The following is a 22541-nucleotide window of genomic DNA, read 5'->3' on the forward strand; positions in this document are numbered from 1 at the left end:
TAAGCATACCACCTTTATGAAAAATACAACAATAGTCATCTTGCTTTTGGCTTACAGTGTTGTAAGTTTCGCTCAGTCTTCCGGGCGAAAACAGCAGTTTGATTACAATTGGAAATTTAGCCTGGGCGATGATTCGTTGGCAAGGTTACGGGATTTTAATGATAATGCCTGGCGTAACCTTGACTTGCCGCATGATTGGAGCATTGAAGGGAGCGTAAGCCCCAAAAATCCAACGGGAGGTGCAGGCGGTTATTTCCCGGCAGGCATTGGCTGGTATAGAAAAACGTTCAAGGTAGCTCCTGAATGGAAAGGAGAAAGCATTTCCGTTTATTTTGAGGGTGTTTACATGAATTCGGAGGTGTTTATCAATGGAAAATCACTCGGTGTTCGCCCTTATGGTTATTCTTCATTTAGGTATGATCTTTCGCCTTACCTGGATTTTAACAAAGAGAATGTGATAGCTGTACGTGTGGATAATTCACAGCAAATAAACAGCAGATGGTATAGTGGTTCCGGGATCTACCGCCATGTGTGGATTGACGCCACCAATCCCTTGCATGTGGCCGACTGGGGAGTAGCTATTACAACACCCGAAGTTTCTTCAAAGCAGGCTTCGGTACAGGTTAAGGCTACGATAAAAAATGAAACCGACTTTCCGCAGCGCATTGCTGTTAACACCCGGCTGCTGTCCGGTAGCTTTAAAGATGCGGGAAATAATACCACAAATTTGGCGTTACCGGCACACAGCGCAAAAGAGATCACCCAAATTATAAAAGTATCAAAGCCATTATTATGGACACCGGAAACCCCATATTTATACCATGCCCAAATTCAGATATTAAAAGGCAATGAAAAAATTGATGAGACAAAGACCACTTTTGGTATCCGCTCAATAAAATTCACGCCGGAAAAAGGTTTCCAGCTTAATGGTGAAACCGTAAAGATTAGCGGCGGATGTGTTCATCATGACAACGGCTGCCTTGGCTCCGCTGCTTTTGACCGGGCCGAGGAACGTAAAGTTGAGTTAATGAAAGCTGCCGGTTTCAACGCTGTGCGTACATCTCATAATCCACCTTCCGAAGCTTTTTTAGAAGCTTGCGACAGGTTAGGTTTATTAGTTATTGATGAGGCTTTCGATGGCTGGAGAATTGGTAAAAACAAACACGACTATTCTGTATATTTTGATAAATGGTCGAAACGCGACCTGGAAACAATGGTGCTGCGCGACAGGAACCATCCTTCAATTTTTATGTGGAGCATCGGTAATGAGGTTGTTGAGAGAAACAAGCCGGAGGCTGTTGTGACCGCTAAAATGCTTGCAGGTATTGTTAAAGGTATAGATAGCACACGACCGGTAACATCGGCAATTGTAAAGTGGGGCAATGACTGGGAATCTTTAGATCCGCTTATGGCAGCTCATGATGTTTGCGGCTATAATTACCAACTTCAAGGTGCGCCCGCAGATCATAAAAGGGTGCCCTCCCGTGTTATTTTTCAGACCGAATCATACCCGCGAGATGCCTTTGCCAATTGGAAGCTGGTACAAAACAACAATTATATTATTGGCGATTTTGTATGGACAGCGATAGATTATTTAGGCGAATCGGGAATTGGCCGCTGGTATTATTCGGGCGATGTGCCAGGAGAACATTGGGAAAATGATTTTTTTCCGTGGCATGGTGCGTATTGCGGAGATATAGATTTAACCGGATGGAGAAAACCGATTTCGCACTACCGCAGCATGTTGTACAACGATAAGGAAAAGCTGTACATGGCTGTCCGCGAGCCCAAGCCCGAACCACTGGAAATCAAAGAAACCTGGTGGTCGGTATGGCCTACCTGGGAAAGCTGGACATGGCCAGGCTTTGAGGGCAAAAAATTAGACGTAGACGTATATTCAAAATATCCCAAAGTAAGGCTTTACTTCAATGACAAACTTCTTGAGGAGAAGCCTACAACAGTAAATCAGGAATTTAAAGCTATTTTCTCAGTACCCTATACGCCAGGGACCCTCAAAGCAGTGGGCGTTGAGAATGATAAGGAAATTGAATCAACTACGCTGCAAACTTCAGGCTCCGCTGCTAAGGTCAGGCTCATTGCCGACCGTAAGCAGCTATTGCCGAATGGGCAGGACCTATCCTATGTTTCAATTGAAATCACTGATAAGGATGGCGTACTACAACCAAACGCATCAGATCGACTTCAATTTAAAATTGAAGGGCCTGGTGTAATAGCCGGAGTGGATAATGCGAATGTCAAGGACACTGACCCATATACAGGCAATTCGCGCAAAGCCTGGCATGGCCGGGCCATGGTGGTAATCAGGAGCACTCATAATGCCGGCGATATTAAGCTTACCGTTAGTTCAGCAAGTTTATCTGAAGCAACTATAACTGTTAATGCGCTCACACATTGACCCGGTGGAAATGTGCAACAAATAGGAGGTTATAAAAAGAGTTAACATGAATGCCCCGGCCATATTGTGGCTAAAATTAATATAATATGAGAAGAATGAAATACATTCCAATTCTGCTTTTGCTGCTATTTACCTTAAGGTTAAATGCTCAGCAACTGTTTGTTGGAACCAACTATCACCCGCATGATGATAAGAATATAGAAAAATGGAAAAGTGATATTCAACTGATGAAGAACGCCGGTTTCAGGGTTGTAAGAATGGGGCATTTGGCTTGGGATAGCTACGAGCCTTCTGAAGGGAACTTTGATTTCAAATGGTTCGATACCGTAATGGATTTGATGGATAAAGCTGGTATCAAGGTAATTTTAGATATCGCCATACGTCCGGCCCCCATCTGGCTACAGCATAAATTTTCATCCATAAACGTCGCCGATGCATCCGGCAACAGGTTATATCCTAACCACAGGTATATGGAAGATATTGGAGATCCTGATTACCAAAAGTACGCTGTAAGATACGCCGATGTGCTTTCAAAGAGATATGGTCATCATCCGGCTTTGCTTGCTTTTGGCATTGATAACGAGTCGGGAGACGGGCCGATATCCTATTCGGAGCAGGCACGGTTACGGTTTATTGAATGGCTGAAACAGAAATATAAAACCACAGCGCAGCTGAATGTTGCATGGGCAGGACAGCGTTGGTCGCGAAAAATTAATGAGTTTGATGAGGTTGGTCTGCCAGCGTCGGGCAATATCAGCGGGCCGCCGGAAAGGGTGTTGGATTTTCGCCGGTTTGAATCGGACGAGATCAATGAGTTTTTGTTGAAGGTGATTGAAAAGGTGAATACAAACGCGCCCAAGGCGTTCGTTAATACAAACGCGTGGTATTACAGCGATAAGCGTTATTTTGATTATTCACAAATTGCTTATTCAGGAAAAATGACACGAGAAGGCTGCGGTTTTTACCCTGGAAACTCATTGGTGAATAATTACGGATTGATGGATGCCTCATTTGGAATCGCCAGGATTCAGTTTGAGAGTACAAATCCCTTTTGGTGTACAGAATTTACAACAATGACAGCGGTTCCAAACTCCATCAGAAAATCAGCTTACGCTTCACTGATGTTCGGTAATCAAATGGTTTGCGGCTGGACCTGGCAAAGCATGCATGGCGGTGAAGAGCAATACCTGGAAGGCATGGTGGACTGGGACGGCGGAGTAAACCGGAAATATGACGAATACAAGCAGATAGCTTCCGAGTTTAAGAAAATCGAAAAGTTTTTTCCTTATAAAGTTAAGGCAGATGTGGGTTTGGCATTTTCTTTCCCAAGCCAAATAGCAAGCAGCGCCTTTCCCGAAAGGCACGATGCACAGTTAGCCGAATGCTTTAATGTTTTTTTTAGAAAGAACATAGATACACGGGTGGTTGAAATTACCAAAAGCCCGCTAAACTATAAATTATTGGTAATCCCGGGTGTTACGGTTATGGACACAGTAACCGCAAGAAAGATCAGGGAGTTTATTTATAACGGCGGCACTGTCATCATGACGGCCAACTCCGCGGTTACAAATGAAACAGGAAAGGTTTTTTCTGCAACTCATCCGGGTTTGTTAAGCGATGTTTTCGGTATCCGTGTTTCCGGGTATGAAGAAACCGAAAATTTTAACGAGATCTCGCCAAAAAACTTTAAAAACAAGGATATAGAGGTTGGTTTCGGTTCTAAGAACATTAAAACTGAATCAGCCCGTTTTGATGTCATTCATCCGCAGGGTGCAAAAGTGATTGGCAACATAACCAGTTTAGATAAAAGCTACCCGATTATAACTACAAACAAATATGGCAAGGGCACTGCTATATATCTTGGACTTTCAGCTAAATCCGCATTAATAGATCCTTTAATTGATAGCCTTACTGATTCGCTTTCATTGAAGCAAGGCCCTGAAGTACCGGAAGGTGTTATGGCGAGATTTATTGACAGTAAGCATATACTTTATTTAAATTTAACCGGTAAGCCGCAGACTATCGACCCCAAACACGCATCTAAAAGTATATTGTTTGATAAAGACTATGCCGGAAGTTTTTCGCTTGCGCCCTATGAGCCCGAATTTATCGAACTGCGATAGATTTTTCCAATTACATATAAATACCTGAAAAAATGATAACTAACCTTAAAAAGATTTTCGCACTTAGTTTCGTCCTGTCCGGGATGTCGTTAATGCTGCATGGACAAGAGCTGTCCGTTAACAACGGCCCGTTCAAACCTTCCGATACCTCTTTTAAACAATACCAGTATCCTGCGTGGTTCAGAGATGCCAAGTTTGGTATCTGGGCGCATTGGGGGCCGCAAGCCGTGCCCCGCCAGGGTGATTGGTATGCCCGTAACATGTACATTCAGGGCAGCGAACAAAATAAATATCACGTTGCACATTACGGGCATCCGTCAAAGTTTGGTTATAAAGACATCATACCCTTATGGAAGGCGGAAAAATGGGATCCTGAAAAATTGATGGCGCTATATAAAAAGGCCGGCGCAAAATATTTTGTTAGCATGGGCACTCATCATGACAATTTCTTTTTATGGAATTCTTCACTGCACCGGTGGAATGCTGTACAAATGGGGCCCCATAAAGATGTAGTTGGCATTTGGCAAAAAGAGGCTAAGAAGAATGGTCTTAAATTTGGCGTGTCGGAGCATTTGGGAGCAAGCTTTACCTGGTACCAGCCAGCTCATAGCGCAGATACTTCAGGAACTTATAAAGATGTTCCATATGATGCCAACAATCCCATTTATGCCGATTTATACCATCCCAAAGGGAAAGCCGATGACCGCGGCTGGTTAACCAGGGATCCGGAATGGCAACGAACATGGTATAAGTCTGTCAAAGAACTGGTAGACAGCTATCACCCTGACCTGCTTTATTCAGATAGTGGGTTCCCGTTTGGGGATATTGGCAGGGACATGTTAGCTAATTTTTACAACGGAAATATGGCCTACAACAATGGCCAACTCACCGCTGTATATAATTGCAAACAACCTTCGCAGGGTATGTGGGTACAGGACCTTGAACGGGGCGTTCAGGATTCCATCAGCCCGTATCCATGGCAAACTGATACTTCTATAGGCGATTGGTTTTACCGCACCGGCCAAACCTACAAAAGCAGTACCGATATTATACGAATGCTGGTAGATATAGTAAGTAAAAATGGTAACCTGCTGATAAACATTGTGCAAACACCCGAGGGAGATTTAGAGCCCGATATGTTGAATACACTTGATGAGATAGGCAAATGGACGGCTGCCAATGGTGAAGGGATCTACGGATCACGACCATGGAAAAAATTTGGAGAACGCCCGGAAAACGCAGTAAAAGTTAAATCCGATAACTTTAACGAAGACCGGATAAAATACACCGCAGAAGATATCCGCTTCACCTGCAATGGCAATAAGTTATATGCATTTCTACTTGACACACCCACCGCAGATATTCGGATCAAGTCTCTTGGTAAATCGTCGGTAATAAACACCAAAAAAATACATTCCGTGACACTTTTGGGCAGCAAAGAAAAAATACAATGGGAACAGGGAGCCGATGCGCTTGTTATCAAAAAGCCTGTGAACTTACCTGGCTGGAAGGTATCAGGTTTTAAGATTGAGCTTGCTGATTAAGGGAAATCGGCTTAAGATAAATAAATTAAAAGACAGGCCCTTCTGCTTCAACAGGAGGGCCTGTCATTTTTTGAAGACTGTTGCCGGCAATTTTGGCATTTGATTTAATGTTTTTGACCGCCAAAAAGTATTGGGCTATAAATATCTATCAGCTTTGCAGCCGCGTAAGAAGGATACGCTGCTAACAGGGCCTGCTTGTATTCTTCAGCATTGTTCGTTTTAGAGAAGATCTCGCAGCTTTTGTCAAGGTAGATCAACGCGTTATCAATTGCCGCTTTATCGGCAGGCGTTCCGTGCCCCGGTAAAATGACATCATATCCATCACTTGCTCTGAGCTCCTTCAACGCAGTTTTCCAGCCATCAACAGGGCCTGTGATAAAAGCATGGGCATTGTGATAAAGAATGTCCTGGGCAATTACAATCCCTAATTCCGGAAGCTTAATTACCAAAGCGCTTGGCGACTCGGTATTTAAAACACGCTCAAAAATGAACCTGGTTCCGCCTATGATTTCTTCGCCAGGCTCAATAGTTTCTGTGGGAAGCACAAGTTTACTGGCTATCAGGCTGCCCATTTGTTGTTGTTTTTCCAGTAATTGCCGCGGCCCATGTTTTAGCAGTGATTCTATAATCTCCGGCAGCGCGCAAACTTTTGCGTTTGCAAAGGCATCGCCCATGCCCAGGTAATGGTCGGGGTGGTCGTGAGTTACATAAAAACGGGTTATCGGTTTTTGAAGGCTGTCGGCCAATGTGCGGAATTCCTGTCCGTATTGAGCGAAAAACTGTCCGTCTACCAGGATTAATTCCCCGGGTAATTCAATGATATGTGTTGCATTAGCAAACATTGGTGCCGGAGATACCAGCGTATGAACCTTTACATTGCCATTGTCCTTTACCAGGTAAATGCTTGCTTTGGGAAGTTGATTTGTCATCGTTTTATTGAGTTAAATATTACGATGCAAAGCTATTGCTGCAAAAACCGGCAATACTATCAGTATGCTTTAGTTATTATCAATTTGCATACTCCTGGCGATAACTGGCAGGTGATATTCGCGTTAATGATTTAAAGAAGCGAACAAAGTTAGATGGTGCAGAAAAGTTATGTTCATAACTAATTTCTGAAATGGTTTTGCCTGTGGTTAATAAATCACTTTTACATGATTTCAGCAGCTCATCATGGATTATTGATAAGGCATTTTTTCCAAAGGTCTCCTGGCATAAATGATTAAGCCGGTTCCGATTAACATCGAGTAAATCAGCATACTCCTTAACAGTCTGCTTCATGCGGATATGCTGCCTCAGCAGATTCCTGAATTTTAAAATTTCATTGTTCCGGTATAGATTGCCTTTCAGTTGATAATGATCGGTGTAATTTCTGTTAACCCTGATAAGTAATTGGTAAAGATATGCCCTTAATAAATGATAGCTGTCGGAGGCAAGCAGGTCAATTTCGTGTTTTATGTGTTTCGATAACCCGAGTAATGCATCTAACTCGTCTTTTTCTAACGGCAAAGTAGCCGGGGCATCGTAGTTGCCAAAATAATAAAGCCTGTTCAGGAAATGATTGTCTTTAAGAAAAGTTTCTATAAACTCTCCCTCAAATATTACAACCATACCTTCGGGAAGTGTACGTAATTGCCATTGACGTGGTTTGGCAGGGGGCAACAATAAAGCCGCGGGGCCACCAAGTTCCAAACGGGTTCCCTCCAGTAAAATATGCCCGCTTACTTCTTTAAAGAAAAACATCTCATAAAAGGAAGTCGCGTGTAGCTCTTGCAATGATAAACTTCGATTTGCTATTTCGGCTACATTAAAGCAGTCAATGAGCAGTTCTTTACCATATTTATTTTTATAAAAATCAAACCGGATCATCTGTAAATTAATAGAAGATTTGTTAATTTAAGAAATCCAGCTGAAGAAGGAAAAAAGTAATTAGACCGGTCGCTAATGTAACGTCTTGCTGATTTTTAATTTAGCAAAAAATAAGGCGGTGAATCCGGCGCTGATGAAATTGAAGATGTCAATTTAACTTATAAACAAAAAACACCCGGGACCAGTCGAAGCCCCGGGTGTTTTTTTTTAATTTCCTCCTTGTTTGATAGCGGTTATTGTACGCTGATCTTTTACAGTATAATTTCTTCTGTCCAGGGCACCGCCTGTGTCCCAGTAAAATGGCAGCATGCCACGTGTTTTCGCTTGTTTTGTAACATAAAAATTCCAATAGTCTACCGCATCCTCGTGTGTCGGTAAATCTAAAGGAACATGCGCAGTATTGTCGCGCCTGTAGGCACCATATTCGCCTAAAAGAACAGGAATCCCTTTATCAACGAAGTTTGTTTTCATTAGGTTGAATGAGGCATCGACATCACTTTCTTCGCCCCAGGTGGCATTTCGTTCAGGTTCAATAGCCGAATGGTGCCCTGTGCCCCAATAATAGAACATTTTACCCCAGCTTGCATCATTGTCCAACAGGCAGCAGAACTGAAAAGGAGAGTAGTAATGTACCTCTACCATCAGCTTGTTTGTCACCTGATCTTGCGGAAGATTGGTCATAAAAGCACTTGTTTTCTCCATATTAGTAGAGGGCCCCTGAAGTACCAATACACGGTAAGCGTTTTTACCACCGGTTGATCTAACTGCATTAATAAAGGTTTGATGATAGGTAGAAAGTATTGCTGTTGCGGCGGCATCATCTGCAGCTGGCTCATTGGCGCTGGCAAACATCAAATGTTCGTCAAAATCGCGCATAGCCGTTGCAATTTGTTCCCAAAATGCCTTTTGTTTAGCGTTAACCGAATCCTGTTTTGCCTGGGTAATATTGTTTTCAAGCCAGCCGCCATCCCAATGGATGTTCAGCAAAACGTACATGTCGTTGTTTACGCAATAACCTACCACTTCTTTTACTCTTTTTATCCAGTTTGGATCTATTTGCGCAGTTGCCGCATTACTTAAATGCCCCATGTTCCAGGCGCAGGGAAGGCGTATAGCATTAAAGCCTTGCTGTTTTACAAATTTTACATAATCTTCAGTGATTAGCGGATTGCCCCAGCCTGTTTCGCCGCCAGAAGCTTCCAGTGTATTGCCGATATTCCAACCCAATTTTATTTTCGCGGCAAGCTGAACAGCGTTACTGCTCATCCCGGTTGCATCAGGAGCTATTGGCGAAGTATTGTAATTGGGGAAAAGGTTAGACGTTTGAGATACTTTTAAGGTTCGTGCCTGTCCGTTTGAGGAGTTTATGGTTAAAGTACTGGAACGTGTTGATCCTGTACCGTTTTCTGATAACGTTTTGATATGAATAACGATACTGCCGCTGTTGCCTGAGGTGGTGCTTAACTGCAGCCAGGCGGAGCCTGGATTAACGATATTCCATGTTGCATTACAGGAAATAGAAAAATCCTGCGTACCGCCCTGGGGTGTAAAAGTTATTGCTGTTTGGTTTACCGTAAGTTCCGGCGGGGCGCTGTTCGTTTTTTTACACGAAAAAAACGAAATCAATATAATTGCTATTAAAAATACTGGTTTTAAGAAAAATGTTTTTTTCATTTTTTTTAAATGATTGGTAATAAATTCTTTGTTTGTTTTTGCATGCGATTATTGGTTTGGGTTAGGTAAGTATTGGAACAATTATGGTGTAGCCATTTGATGCACGCAAAACCGTTTTTAAAATTTCATGCTGCACATAGCCTTGTTAGCTTACGTCGTTAAAAATGCCGGGGCCCTGCTACAACCCCAGGCATTCACTATTCAACTAACTTTTACTTTTTAATTTAAACTGCTGTCAGGTTATGAACAGTTATATTAAATTCTTTACCGGAGTTTTCTCCGTATCTCAGCTTTCAGAGTTTTAATATCCAGGCATCAGCTAAAAAAATGCCGGGACCTGTTAAGGCCCCGCGCACTCATTTATAATCAACTAACTCTCTCGCTTATTTAATTCTTACTACTCTGATATTATCAACAGCTGCCTCAAAATTTTGAACAGTACTTGAGCCATCATTAGTAAATGTAACGTTGATGGCACCGGCTCCTGCTGAACCAAGCAGATCTGAAAGAGTTGGTGCCGGAAAGCCTTTACTGTCAACAAAATTTGACAATGGAATAGTAACTGTTTGCCAGCCCTTGGTAGTAAACGGAACTGTTGCTCCTGTGGAGGTTTTCCATGGATGATAAAGGGCTGAATAATTCCATGAGTAATCTTTTACTATCTGGATAGAGCCGTTTGTCCATGGCTTAGTAACCGATATCTCGAATTTTAAAACATAATGGCTTAAGGTATCTTTCATGTTGGCCTGAGGTATCCATTGCGCCGAGTTTGTATTGATTGACCTGCCGTCATTCCACCAGGATCCATCGCCGGCAGGAACATTAGACGCCTTTAATATACCATAGTAACCGGTATTGCCGGGGTAGTTTGCCGAACTATTAGAAGTGCCCGAACCCCACGAGAAATTATTAATGTTATCGTAATTATTCAATACCCCGTTTACAAAATTGTGTATCGAATAAACAGTGGCAGCTTTACCTGATTTTGTTTCAACGCTTATAATACCACCCGTTTGTGTGATACCTGCAGGCACTGCAAGACTGATGCTTGTACCATCATTTGACGATTTAAAGTTGGTAATATTGATCCCACCGTAAATGACGCTTTTAACAAAGAAAAAGCTAAGCCCGTTTATTTTAACCGAATCGCCCGGGTTAGCGTCTTCGTTAGAAACGCCTGTAATAGTAGGGGCGGGCGCTACAATAGGGAACGAAAATGTAGTTTGACCATGATTGGTGATGTATTGTATGGTATTCAGCTTATCCGAAGGTACCGTCGGGAACGCAATAACAGCCGGGATCAGGGCGATAGCGCTGGTATCTGAAAACCAGGCATCATTAAAAGAGCCTTTTACGCCATCAAAATTGATAGCAAGTGCACCTTTTAAATTTTTACCCGAAATAACTACCCATTGACCGGTACCCACACTGCTCAGCAGCGAATCTCCGGGATGGGCCACATAATTACGAATAGAGGTAATTACAGGAGTGCCTTTTGATGATGACGAATCCTTTTTGCAGCCAGCCATAAAAACCACCGCCGCAAGCAGGGTAAGCAGCAGGCCGCTTTTGATATAATAATTTAATTTTTTCATGATTTTAAGAATTATCTAAACGATTCTGAATGCAATTAATAATAGGGTACAGGAGCCTCCAACAACTTAGGATCTGCCGTTTGTTCATTTGCCGGTATAGGCAGCGTAAAGGTGTTAATGGTCGGCGGCGTTATGATCAGGCTATTATTAGATGCTTTTTTTACTCCAGTGGCCGGATCATAGCTAAATTGCGAACGCGGTATATACCTGTTATTAGGATCAGGGTCATTTGTAAGGGTTATTTGCTTACTAATTATGGAGATTGCCTTGTTAGGGTCGTAATAAGAAAGGCGCACCAGGTCAAACCAGTACTGGCCTTCAAACGCCAGCTCAATCCGTCTTTCCTTCATAATGATATCAGGAGTAAGTTGGGTAACAACGTCAACACCGGCCCTGCTGCGTACCTGATTAAAGTACAGCAATGCATCTGCGTTGGTGGTTGATGTGTTGTTGCCTAAGAGGGCTTCGGCATAAATTAAATATACATCGGCAAGGCGTAATACTGTATTGTGCTCTATAGATGACCAAAGGTCCATCGTAGGCGAATTATTATCGGCTGCGGTACCTACTATGTGTTTTTTAACGTTTACACCAGTTGATGTGTAGCCTCCGCCTGTCGCGTTAAGCTCAGGGTACTTATCACCGGTAAGCATAAATGTAGCTTTGCGGCGTACCGAGTCCTGGGCAGTATACTGGTTGGCAAGATCTATCGTCGGACCAATTGCGCCGCCCCAGCCGCCGCCGCCGGTAACAAGGCTTCCGCTTGGTGCAAATTGGGCTTGTATGGAATTACCTTGCCCGTAAGGTACGCCAGGCGCCCATTGATAGGCAAATAATGATTCAGAATTGTCATTAAACTGTGTCCTGAAAAGATTGTAGTAGCTTGGTAAAAGAGATAAACCGCTGGTTTTGCAAACATTACCGGCATAGTACGCAGCGCTGTCCAGATCAGACTGGTTGCGTGAGCCTTTTTGATTTAAACCGGCCCGGGTTAAATAAACTTTTGCCAGCATACCCTGTGCCGACCATGTAGTAACACGGCCAGGCTGGTCAGTTCGGGGCAAATTAGCAACGGCGTATCTTAAATCATTGATAATAAACTTGTATACATCCTCAAGCTTATGGCGGGGTACCAGCGGGTTAGCTATCAATTTATCGTTATCTTCTACAATAGGTACAGGGCCCCATAACTGGGCAAGATAAAAATAGGAAGTAGCACGAATAAACCTGATTTCACCAAGCGCGCCTGTTTTACTTTTTACGGCTACGCTATCGGGCATTTTGGTATTAATGGCCTTAAGATTGATATTGCAATGCGCTATAACGTTAAAGAAGCTTTGCCATGCCGATGTTAGCGTTCCGTTTTGCGGTGTGATGGAAAAGGTAGTAAGCTGAACAAGATCGGCATTATAAGGCTGTAACATGTTGCCGCTCATGATGTCTCCCATACCAAGCAATGGAAAGTTATTCCAGGTAGCCCAGGGCTGCGCGTAAAGTGTAGCTGTAGCCAATCTTAAATCTGAACCGCTTTTGTAAAAGTTATCAGTAGTGATACCGGTTAACGGGGGGCGGTTAAGGTAATCTTTTTTACAGCTGCTTATCATAATTATACCGATAACCAGCAGCGCTATATTTATTTTGATACGTTTCATAAATCTTGATTTTAATTGTTTAAGGATACATTAAGGCCAAATGTGTAAACGCGCGGCTGTGCATAATATCCATTATCGATACCGGCTGCTAATGGGTTCCATGAGCCAATCTCAGGATCGTAGCCGGTATATTTAGTGACGGTGAACACATTGGTTACGTTAACATATACCCTTAACGATCTTAATTTGATCTTATTTAAAAGGTTATTTGAAAAACTATATCCTAAAGCGATGCTTTTGCATTTTAAATAGGAACCATTTTCTATGTATTTGTCAGAAAAGCGCTGGTTATCATTACCACTGCTTTGGCTAATCCTGACAATGTTGGTTGAAGGGTTTGTAATGAATACATTGTTGATATCCGAACTGGAACCGGTTGGATTAATCAACCCGATTTTTGCATAGTTGAACACAGACGGGAAATAACCAAAGTTTTGATTTGGATTATCGCCGTTAACCTTTAACTGGTTATAAACTTTATTGCCATAATTGCCGGCCATAAAAATATTCAGGTCGAAATTTTTATAGCTAAAGCTGTTATTGATGCCAAATTGAAATTTAGGCATGGGCGAGCCCAGAAAGGTTTGATCGTTTGCATCAATTTTACCATCGCCGTTAATGTCTTTAAAAATAACATCACCTACCCAAACACCACCTGAGCCTGGCGTTATAGGTATAGGGCCGCTGCCATTTTGGGGCAAGGCGGTGTATTTTGCAAAGTCGGCGGCGTTTTTGTAAATACCCAGCACCTGGTATCCGTAAAATTCGCCGATTGAACGGCCAACAACAGTTTTGGAAACAGATCCGTAGATTGCCGGGGTGCCGTCAACCAATGCAAGTACTTTGTTAATATTTCGGGTAAAGTTGATGTTGGTGCTCCAGTTAAAATATTTTGACCGGATATTTTGTGTATTAAGTGAAAACTCGAAGCCCTTATTGCTCACCGCGCCAACGTTTACATATGGCGCCTGCACTGCGCCGGGTGAATATCCGCCGGCAGCAAATGTGCCTGAATAATACGGTAAGGTAAGGCTAAGCAAAAGGTTGTTGGTTTTGCGGTAATAAACATCGGCCGTTAAACTGATCCTTCCGTTTAACACTGTTGCATCCAAACCAAGGTTATATGATTTTGTAGTTTCCCACTTGATGTTCGGATTACCGGTTGTAGTAGTTATTTGCGAATTACCCGATAAACCGGTGGATATTGTACTTAGCGTTGAACCATAAGCATATTCAGCAATATTTTGATTGTTTACCAATCCGTAACCGAGCCTGAGCTTAAGATCATTGATCGCTTTTACACTTTTAAGAAAGCTTTCGTGGTTAATCTTCCAGGCAAGGGCACCGGAGTATGTGGTATTCCACCGGTTAGCTTCAGCAAATTTCGACGAACCGTCATGACGTACGGTTGCGGTTAACAAATAGCGGTCGTCATAAGTAAAGTTAGCCCTGCCAAAATAGGCCTCTAAAGCACCCTGTCCTTTAACTCCGGTATTGGTTGCGGTTGTGGCGTCGCCACTGCTGATTGTTTGTACGTTATTACTTGCAAAATTGGTTCGGGTAGCCGATATGCCGCTATTTTTAAGCAACTGGGCTTCATGGCCGGCAACTACGTTTACCCAATATTTTTTTGCAAATGTGTGCTGATAGGTTAAATAATTTGAAATTGAGTTATAGAAATTTTGAGCGCTTGAAGCTGTACCGCTGTTATTGCTCTTAGTATAAGCCCCCATAACATAGCTTGGGTTAAAATAATCTTCGGTTGCAAAGTCAAAATTTCCGGCTACCTCATTGCGCAAGGTTAAATCCCTGGTGAATTGGATTTCTGCATAGGCATTGCTAAACAACTGGTAGCGGCTTTTAAAATCTTTTACAATAGTTGCTATCGCAAACGGGTTAGTGCCCACAGCACCATAAATATTGGGATCATTACCACCCCATGTGCCATCAGGATTTTTTACAGCTACGTCGGGTGTTTGGTTAAGCGCCTGCAAAATCACACCTGTATTAGAAGTGGTAACATTCTCGGCCACATGCGACATATTCAAGTTGATGCCAACCTTTAACCAATCGGTGGTTTTATTATCGATATTTGCTTTTACCGAAGTCCTTTTAAAATCTGAGCCTAATGCTATCCCTGTTTGTGAAAAATAGGTGCCTGATATATAGTATTTTGTCCTGTTATCACCACCGCTGATGGCTAAATTATGATTTTGCATAGGAGCAGTACGGAACAGCGCTTTTTGCCAGTTGGTACCAACACCCAGGTATTGAGGATTTGCAAATTGCGGCCGCATATCATAGCCGATAATTGCCGATTTTTCATTCATGAAAGTGGCGTATTGCCTTAAGTCCATCACATCATAATACTTGGGTAATTTTTGCCAGCCCTGGTATCCATCATAACTAATTAGCGGAGGGCCTGTGGTGCCTTTTTTAGTGGTAATAATAATTACACCGTTAGAAGCCTGCGAACCATAAATAGCGGTAGCTGAAGCGTCTTTTAACACATCTATCGAAGCTATATCTGAAGGGTTGATGCTGGATAACGGGTTAGTGCCATTGCCTGCAATAGCCGACTGTCCATTCGGTGGGATCTGCACCCCGTCGATTACATATAGCGGAGGGGCGCCTGTAAAACCGCCCAAACCGCGGATCTGCACGTTAACGTCACCACCAGGCTGGCCTGATACCTGTTGTACAACTACACCCGCTACTCTTCCCTGCAGGGCCTGGTCAAATGTGGTAGGTTGCGCTTTTAACAGGTCTGCCGCAGTTACTGACGATATAGCACCGGTAAGGTCATGTCTTTTCCGGGTACCGTAGCCAATTACAACCACTTCGTTCAAGTCGCTGGTTGAGGGTTTGAGGGCTACATTTATAACAGTAGATGAGCCTACGTATATTTGCTGGGAATTGTAGCTTATAAAACTAAAAATCAGCACATCCCCATTTTTTGCATTGATACTGTAGCTGCCATCCGCACCAGATAGTGTGCCTGTTGGCGAATCCTTTACTTTGATGGTTACACCGGGCAGCGGCTGATTATTGTCTGCACTGGTAATTTTACCTGTAATTTTAACACTTTGCGCGTAACCTGTAAGGTTTAACAACAACAAAGCTGTAAACAGCAGTACTACATGTCTTAATCTTTTTCGTAAATCTTTTTCCATGTTAATTGGGGTTCATAATTGTTTGGTTATTTGGTTTGATTATTTGATTGGTTTCGGATATTGATTTATCCCATCATATTTCACATTTGACGCAGTGGAACTGGGGTCGGGAACAGCATCGGCTTGTTTGCACGGAAGCATACCGACGTAATGCGGACGGGATATTTACAATAAATCCTGAATTGATTTTTTTAATGGTCTGCCTCGTGAATGGCACAAGTATTAATAAGTACGCGTTTTGGCATAATGCTTAGTTTAAATTAGGTTATTCATAAAATTGGTTATCTCGTCTGTCCCGTTGTTCAGGCATCAGACTACGGCATCGGTATAGAAGATATGCCGCTTTATGGAGGATGAAATTAGACGACCAATCGCAATCGATTGTTTACAAATGGGGGCACAAATGTTAATTGAAGTTAACTACTTGATTGCAAGTAACTTAAAGTTATTTTTATTAAAAATAGGTGGCAAAATGCCATTGCAGAGCCGGCAATATTCCAAAAAAAAGTAAAAGTGAAGCGTTTAAGAACAGCTATCGACATTTAAATTGGAAGGTGAAATAGCCGAAAAGTACTAACAAATGCGAAAATAATACCAACTTTAAAACCTGTTGCAGATGCCGGCGCAGGTTATTGCAGATGCCAGTAGTTAAAAATTAACATTTGTATCCCTATTTACCAACAATAAGGAGTGTGCTGCAACATAAATTTGCCGCCTCTGGTGCAATATTGTTTAGCTTCGTTTATCGCTGCGTACCAATATCGTATTCCATATAATAGTTATCAGACAAGTCTTGTAAACGGAGATATAAAATCAATATGAAAATATTACCCATTATTTTAGGAAGCCTGTTTTTTAGTAACGTTTTTGCTCAGGGTAGCGGCCCTGAAAAAACAAATCAAGTTAAAAGGGTTATCAACATCGATTTTAAAAAAGAAAAAGGACGTTTTAATACGTCATTTAATTTTTGTGTAGGAGCAGGGCGCGCAAATGAAGGCTTGCGGGCCGACTGGCAGCAACAATTGGCCATTGTACAAAAAGAGTGTGGTTTTAAATATATCAGGATGCATGGCCTGCTTACAGACGATATGGCTGTTTACCGGGAAGACAGGAATGGCAAGCCGGAATATAATTACCAATACGTTGACGCTTTATATGATTATATCTTAAGTATAGGCATGAAACCGTTTGTTGAATTGGGGTTTATGCCGGGAGCGCTGGCAAGTGGTAATAAGACAATTTTTTGGTGGAGGGGAAATGTAACACCCCCGAAAGACTATAATAAATGGGAAGGTTTGATCCGTAACCTTACCCGGCATTTCACTGAGCGGTATGGAATTGACGAAGTAAAGAAATGGTATTTTGAAGTTTGGAATGAGCCGAACCTCAAAGATGGGTTTTGGACGGGTTCGCAAGAAGACTATTTTAAATTGTATCAATACAGTGCGAAAGCGATAAAAAGTGTAAACCCAGCCTATAAAGTAGGAGGGCCGGCTACTGCCGGTGCGGCATGGGTACCTGACATGATAGATTTTTGCAGCAAAAATTCAGTTCCTATTGATTTTATAAGTACCCATGCTTATGGTGTAAAACAAGGCTTTTTGGACGAGTACGGTTCAACCGGTACCGTACTTGACAAAAACCAGGAAAGCGTTAGCGGCGATGTTCGGAATTCACGCAAGCAAATAGAAGACTCCACAATTCCGGGCCTCGAATTACATTATACCGAATGGAGCTCATCTTATACTCCGTCAGATCCCATACACGATAGTTATCACGAAGCGGCATATATACTTGAAAAATTGAAGCAAACCGGATCTGCAGCCAATTCCATGTCTTACTGGACATTTACTGACATCTTTGAAGAGGCCGGACCTCGGTTTACGCCATTCCACGGAGGTTTCGGTTTACTCAATACTCAGGGGATAAAGAAGCCGGCTTTTTTTGCCTATTCTTTTTTAAACAAATTAGGTGAAACGGAAATAACAGATCAGGATAGCTCCTCCTGGGCCTGTAAAAATAAAAAAGGGGATGTTCAGGTGTTGCTTTGGGACTATACTTATACTTTGCCTGATTCTGTCAATAATCAGGCTTATTATGTCCGCGACCTGCCAGCTAAATCAAAAGGAGAGGTTGAATTGGTAATATCTGGTATGCCCAGCGGCAAATACCGAATGGAAATTTATAAAACGGGATATAAAGTAAATGATCCGTACACAACTTACCTGTCTTTCAATAAACCTGATCAATTGGCAAAAGCACAGGTTGACAAGCTAAAAAAGGAAAATAATGGTGCAGCCATCTGGCATGAGGATATTACAGTAAATACATCAGGTAAGGTGTTAAAGAAATTTCCTATCAGGGAAAACGATGTTGCTTTCATTAATATCGTTAAACTTTAGTAAGCCTTCAGTTAGCTCATTTTTATACATCAGCAGGTAATACTCATTTAAAAGTATCACCTGCTGATGTATTCCCGGTATAGTTTGTTATTTAATTTGCAAAGCTAAACCTCTGACACAGTTATTTTCACCTTCGGCAGCTCAATTAAGCTGATACGTATATTTATCCGTTTTATATACCGGTTAAAATTTATAATGTAGCCTGCCCGCATCAAAGTTGGCAACTGGTTTGGCCAACTGGTGAGCAACATTTATTACTGGTCAGATATTTTATAATACCTTACAAGTATTTTTAATAATATTCAGGGTTTCTTTTTTTTTGTTGAAGACCTGATTTGAAAAATCACCATTGCCGTTAATAAAGTAAGGGAAGTATAAAACTCGAAATTTTGTAGCGGCGAACCTACGGACATGGTCGCGGCTGTTTTTTCTATTTTGCTAATCATTTAATTAGGTTAAGGTATTAATGATATTACTAAATTACTATTATTTACAACTTAAAGGAGTAAAACGAATTAGTTTTATTTAAATTACCTTAGTAAGGCCTTAATCTCAGTTGATAATAATTTTCGTTATATTTTATCTTGAATTATACCTATAGTATTCAAGGTTATAGTCACCAGTACCATATTTTCTTTTAAATTAAACATTCAGTACCCTATTTATTCACTTTTGTGGCCTTGCCGGCCTATATATTTGGCTCCCAAACCAATAGCCCAAGAGGGGCTTTAACCAAAAACCAGCCTGCACTGATTTAAAACAGAAGCGCAATCGCTAAAAGAGCGTTTGTTTATGCGCTCTGTTTAATTGTTCTTTTTTTGCTATAAACCAATTAATATTTAAATATGAGAACACTTAACTATTTTTTCGGCGTAGCCGCGATTTTATTGTTTACCCGGTGCCAAAAGCAACAAATTGCCAGTCCGGTTGTTAAGCCGCCTGTTTCCAAAGCAGTTAAAACATTGGCTATAACCAGTTATCCAAATTACAATACGTCGCCTCTTGCGCCTGATCAAACAGGGGTAAGCAGTACAGCCGCACAGCTTGCAGCAAAGTTTCAATTGGGCTGGAATATAGGTAATACGCTGGAAGCAAGTGGATCAGAAACTGCCTGGGGCAATCCATTAGTTACACAAGCACTTATCGACGGAGTAAAGAAAGCCGGTTTTACAGCAATTCGTATTCCCTGTGATTGGGACCAGTATTCTGACCAAAACACCGGGCAAATTCAGCAATCATGGCTTAACCGGGTGCAGCAGGTTGTTCAATATTGCGTTAACGACGGTTTGTACGTAATACTCAATATACACTGGGATGGCGGGTGGCTGGAGAATAATTGTACAACCGCCGCACAGGCCGCGGTTAATGCCAAACAAAAAGCTTTTTGGGAGCAAATAGCCACTCAAATGCGGGGTTTTGACGAGCACGTGATTTTTGCAAGCGCCAATGAACCCAATGTAACAGATGCTACAGGGATGGGAGTATTGCTTTCCTATCACCAAACTTTTGTTAACGCGGTGAGGTCAACCGGCGGGCATAACAGTTACAGGGTGCTCCTTATCCAGGGGCCGGGTACTAACATTGATAATACCAATAGTTTAATGAATACCTTGCCTACAGATCCGGCATCTAACCGCCTGATGGTTGAAGTACACTATTATACGCCGTTTAATTTTGCAGGTTTATCCGCAGATGCAAGCTGGGGCAATATGTTTTATTATTGGGGCAATGGCTACCATTCTACAACGGATGCTTCAAGGAACCCCACTTATGGTGAGGAGTCGGATGCCGTTGCAGAGTTTCCTTTGATGAAGTCTAAGTTCATTGACAAGGGCATTCCGGTGATATTGGGCGAATATGGAGCTATTCGCCGGTCTACAACACTGACGGGAGATGCGTTAACATTGCATCTTGCAGGCAGAGCGTATTATCTTAATTATGTTACCCATAAAGCATTACAATATGGCTTGCGTCCGTTTTATTTTGATGACGGCTCGACAGGTAATAATGCATTCAGGCTTATGAGCAGGCAAACTAACGGAGCGGCCGATCAACAAGGTTTAGCCGCAGTAATACAGGGCGGGCAAAACAATACATCTTCATCGATCCAGGTTGGGCAGGTTTATCAGATTTACAGCAGAAACAGTTTTAAAGCCCTGGAATTTGCCGGCTGGGGAACTGCAAATCAAACACAGGCCGACCAATGGGATTACTTAGCAGGGGCGAACCAGCAATTTAAAGTAGAAGACGCAGGAGGCGGCTATTATAGATTAACACCTATGCACGCTACCGGAAAGTGCCTGGAAGTTTATGGCTGGAACACAAGTAACGGCGGACAGGTAGAGTTATGGGATTACAGTGGCGGCGCAAATCAGAAATGGTCAATTCAGCTAACCGACAACGGATATTATAAAATTATCAATGCAAATAGCGGGAAAGCCCTGGACGTTACCGGAGCTTCACTTAATAACGGCATTGCAGTTGAGCAATGGACTTATTCCGGAAGCCGTAATCAGCAATGGGGCTTTGTGAAAATATAGCTGTTAATAAGTTGAATGGCTGGGCACGAGATGATTAGAAGCGTTGCCTGATTGCTTAGGATTGCGGGGCGCGGATATGCAAACTAAACAGGTGGTCAACAATAGTTGGCATTTCCATAGTTTTAGCTTTTAAGTAACCATTTATTACTAATAAATTCTAATAAGAGCAGGCTTTGTAGCTTGCTCTTATTTCATAAACCTGGCGAAAGATTTCTTTAATTTATTTTTTTTCTCTTTTTTACATATATCACGACACAGGCCAAAAAGATTACTAATCCTGTCACTATTCTTACCACATAATATTCATCACGTTTCCTGTAAGGCGTATCCATAAGCGAATTGGGCTGCATATACATATAGCCATTTTTATTATCGAGTATCAGATTGAACCTTTTTAGCAGGTCGTTGCCCAGGAGCATATGCAACCCCTCTCCACCCATATCCCGTGTTTTATATTCAAATCCTGAAAGCTGGTAATTGCCGATGCGCAGCTTTGGCGTAATCGCCTCATCCAAACTGATCATGCCAGCCAGTTGAGTCATTATCCGGTAAGCCATTGGAACATCTGAACTATTTAAAATGGAGGTGCGCGCACCTGTGTCAAACATGACCCAACCTGTTTGTGTTTGGTTACGGAGGGTAAGGTTTACTGCTATATACGGTATAACACCGCCATCAAGTACCATGTCGTGACGGGAATAAGTGGCTGTTTGAGGAGGCATAACCTCATGAACAACTAATATTTTTTTGTCGTAGTTGATTTCCAGGATCTTGTCTCTGAATAAAGAATTACCGATTAAAAGATCTTCGTAATTTTTCATATTACTGGCTACAGCAATGGGTACGCTGTCCCAAACCAGGTTTCCTATTTGCAAAAAATTTTTACTGGCTGACTGAACCTCGTTCACACCATCCGAATTGGTAAGGGTAACCTTCCCGTCAAAAATCATTTTTACTTTCCTGACGGAAGTTTTATTGATGAGAACTCCGCCTGCACCCAGATCAAGCTGTATATTGGTGACCTCCGAGCCATTTAATTTTGCGTTTACGTATATTTTACGATTGTCACCCAATATAAAGGGGATGGTATCTGGCCCGGCACCGGTAATTTTTTGCGTAGAAGCATTAAGATTTTTGTACCGGGCTGAAATCCGGGTATAGCAACTGTCCTTTCCGTTCAGTAAAACGATAAAGTCATAATTTTTTCCATAAGCGATATCAAATGAAATGGAATCGAGATCTGTAATGAAAGTCACTCTGTGGGGTTTCTCAGGAATTTCAGGATAGTAATAATCAGGTTTCCTTTCAGGCATAACAGCCCAATAAGCCAGCTTAAAGTGCTTCCCGTCCCTGATACTGGCGGTTTTGGAAGAAGCCCTTACAATAGGCAGGTCGCTTTGAGCAAAGGCAAATTGCCCTAACGTTAAAAGGATAGCAATTCCAAATAAACATGCCCTGGTCAGCATCCCTGTGGTTAATCCTGAAGTTTTCATTTAGCCGCTTTTAATGATTAGACTGGCATAGTGCTATCAGGTTACAATTTCAGGGTTAAC

12 protein-coding genes are annotated in these 22541 nt (G+C 42.1%); 5 read left to right on the top strand and 7 right to left on the bottom strand.

Annotated elements, in window-relative coordinates:
- Positions 1-16: 16 nt before the first annotated feature.
- The 3 genes from MusilaSJ_RS23710 to MusilaSJ_RS23720 all read left to right on the top strand — a co-directional run bounded on the left by MusilaSJ_RS23710 (position 17) and on the right by MusilaSJ_RS23720 (position 6083).
- Entirely contained in the window at positions 17-2416 is a 2400-nt protein-coding gene (locus MusilaSJ_RS23710) for a glycoside hydrolase family 2 TIM barrel-domain containing protein (protein ID WP_274987240.1), read from the top strand.
- Between the two features lie 95 nt (positions 2417-2511).
- Positions 2512-4539 (top strand): beta-galactosidase, encoded by a 2028-nt coding sequence (locus MusilaSJ_RS23715; protein WP_274987241.1) that lies wholly within the window; start codon positions 2512-2514, stop codon positions 4537-4539.
- A 32-nt stretch (positions 4540-4571) separates the two neighbouring features.
- Positions 4572-6083 (top strand): alpha-L-fucosidase, encoded by a 1512-nt coding sequence (locus MusilaSJ_RS23720; RefSeq protein WP_274987242.1) that lies wholly within the window; start codon positions 4572-4574, stop codon positions 6081-6083.
- Positions 6084-6187: 104 nt separating this feature from the next.
- Here the strand turns inward: MusilaSJ_RS23720 and MusilaSJ_RS23725 are convergent, their stop codons facing one another.
- The 6 genes from MusilaSJ_RS23725 to MusilaSJ_RS23750 all read right to left on the bottom strand — a co-directional run bounded on the left by MusilaSJ_RS23725 (position 6188) and on the right by MusilaSJ_RS23750 (position 16046).
- A complete protein-coding gene (locus MusilaSJ_RS23725; RefSeq protein ID WP_274987243.1) occupies positions 6188-7012 on the bottom strand; it encodes an MBL fold metallo-hydrolase in 825 nt (274 codons plus the stop codon).
- A gap of 79 nt (positions 7013-7091) precedes the next feature.
- The gene (locus MusilaSJ_RS23730; protein ID WP_274987244.1) at positions 7092-7952 is read right to left on the bottom strand and encodes a helix-turn-helix domain-containing protein; all 861 of its coding nucleotides are present in this window, start codon (positions 7950-7952) and stop codon (positions 7092-7094) included.
- 207 nt (positions 7953-8159) lie between these two features.
- Entirely contained in the window at positions 8160-9626 is a 1467-nt protein-coding gene (locus MusilaSJ_RS23735) for a cellulase family glycosylhydrolase (RefSeq protein ID WP_274987245.1), read from the bottom strand.
- A 383-nt stretch (positions 9627-10009) separates the two neighbouring features.
- On the bottom strand, positions 10010-11221 hold the full coding sequence (locus MusilaSJ_RS23740; RefSeq protein WP_274987246.1) for a glycan-binding surface protein: 1212 nt from the start codon (positions 11219-11221) through the stop codon (positions 10010-10012).
- A gap of 35 nt (positions 11222-11256) precedes the next feature.
- Positions 11257-12873 (bottom strand): RagB/SusD family nutrient uptake outer membrane protein, encoded by a 1617-nt coding sequence (locus MusilaSJ_RS23745; protein WP_274987247.1) that lies wholly within the window; start codon positions 12871-12873, stop codon positions 11257-11259.
- A gap of 11 nt (positions 12874-12884) precedes the next feature.
- Entirely contained in the window at positions 12885-16046 is a 3162-nt protein-coding gene (locus MusilaSJ_RS23750; RefSeq protein ID WP_274987248.1) for a SusC/RagA family TonB-linked outer membrane protein, read from the bottom strand.
- A gap of 818 nt (positions 16047-16864) precedes the next feature.
- On the opposite strand from MusilaSJ_RS23750, the gene MusilaSJ_RS23755 reads away from it, so the two are divergent.
- Both MusilaSJ_RS23755 and MusilaSJ_RS23760 read left to right on the top strand, forming a co-directional pair.
- Entirely contained in the window at positions 16865-18448 is a 1584-nt protein-coding gene (locus MusilaSJ_RS23755) for a GH39 family glycosyl hydrolase (RefSeq protein ID WP_274987249.1), read from the top strand.
- An 845-nt stretch (positions 18449-19293) separates the two neighbouring features.
- Entirely contained in the window at positions 19294-20988 is a 1695-nt protein-coding gene (locus MusilaSJ_RS23760) for a cellulase family glycosylhydrolase (protein ID WP_274987250.1), read from the top strand.
- Positions 20989-21203: 215 nt separating this feature from the next.
- Here the strand turns inward: MusilaSJ_RS23760 and MusilaSJ_RS23765 are convergent, their stop codons facing one another.
- Positions 21204-22481 (bottom strand): aspartyl protease family protein, encoded by a 1278-nt coding sequence (locus tag MusilaSJ_RS23765; RefSeq protein ID WP_274987251.1) that lies wholly within the window; start codon positions 22479-22481, stop codon positions 21204-21206.
- Positions 22482-22541: the final 60 nt, after the last annotated feature.

Origin of the sequence: Mucilaginibacter sp. SJ (genome assembly GCF_028993635.1) — a bacterium.
Lineage (GTDB): Bacteria > Bacteroidota > Bacteroidia > Sphingobacteriales > Sphingobacteriaceae > Mucilaginibacter.

Coding starts and splice junctions, on each gene's coding strand:
- MusilaSJ_RS23710 (WP_274987240.1), top strand. CDS start 17: ATGAAAAATACAACAATAGTCATCTTGCTTTTGGCTTACAGTGTTGTA.
- MusilaSJ_RS23715 (WP_274987241.1), top strand. CDS start 2,512: ATGAAATACATTCCAATTCTGCTTTTGCTGCTATTTACCTTAAGGTTA.
- MusilaSJ_RS23720 (WP_274987242.1), top strand. CDS start 4,572: ATGATAACTAACCTTAAAAAGATTTTCGCACTTAGTTTCGTCCTGTCC.
- MusilaSJ_RS23725 (WP_274987243.1), bottom strand. CDS start 7,012: ATGACAAATCAACTTCCCAAAGCAAGCATTTACCTGGTAAAGGACAAT.
- MusilaSJ_RS23730 (WP_274987244.1), bottom strand. CDS start 7,952: ATGATCCGGTTTGATTTTTATAAAAATAAATATGGTAAAGAACTGCTC.
- MusilaSJ_RS23735 (WP_274987245.1), bottom strand. CDS start 9,626: ATGAAAAAAACATTTTTCTTAAAACCAGTATTTTTAATAGCAATTATA.
- MusilaSJ_RS23740 (WP_274987246.1), bottom strand. CDS start 11,221: ATGAAAAAATTAAATTATTATATCAAAAGCGGCCTGCTGCTTACCCTG.
- MusilaSJ_RS23745 (WP_274987247.1), bottom strand. CDS start 12,873: ATGAAACGTATCAAAATAAATATAGCGCTGCTGGTTATCGGTATAATT.
- MusilaSJ_RS23750 (WP_274987248.1), bottom strand. CDS start 16,046: ATGGAAAAAGATTTACGAAAAAGATTAAGACATGTAGTACTGCTGTTT.
- MusilaSJ_RS23755 (WP_274987249.1), top strand. CDS start 16,865: ATGAAAATATTACCCATTATTTTAGGAAGCCTGTTTTTTAGTAACGTT.
- MusilaSJ_RS23760 (WP_274987250.1), top strand. CDS start 19,294: ATGAGAACACTTAACTATTTTTTCGGCGTAGCCGCGATTTTATTGTTT.
- MusilaSJ_RS23765 (WP_274987251.1), bottom strand. CDS start 22,481: ATGAAAACTTCAGGATTAACCACAGGGATGCTGACCAGGGCATGTTTA.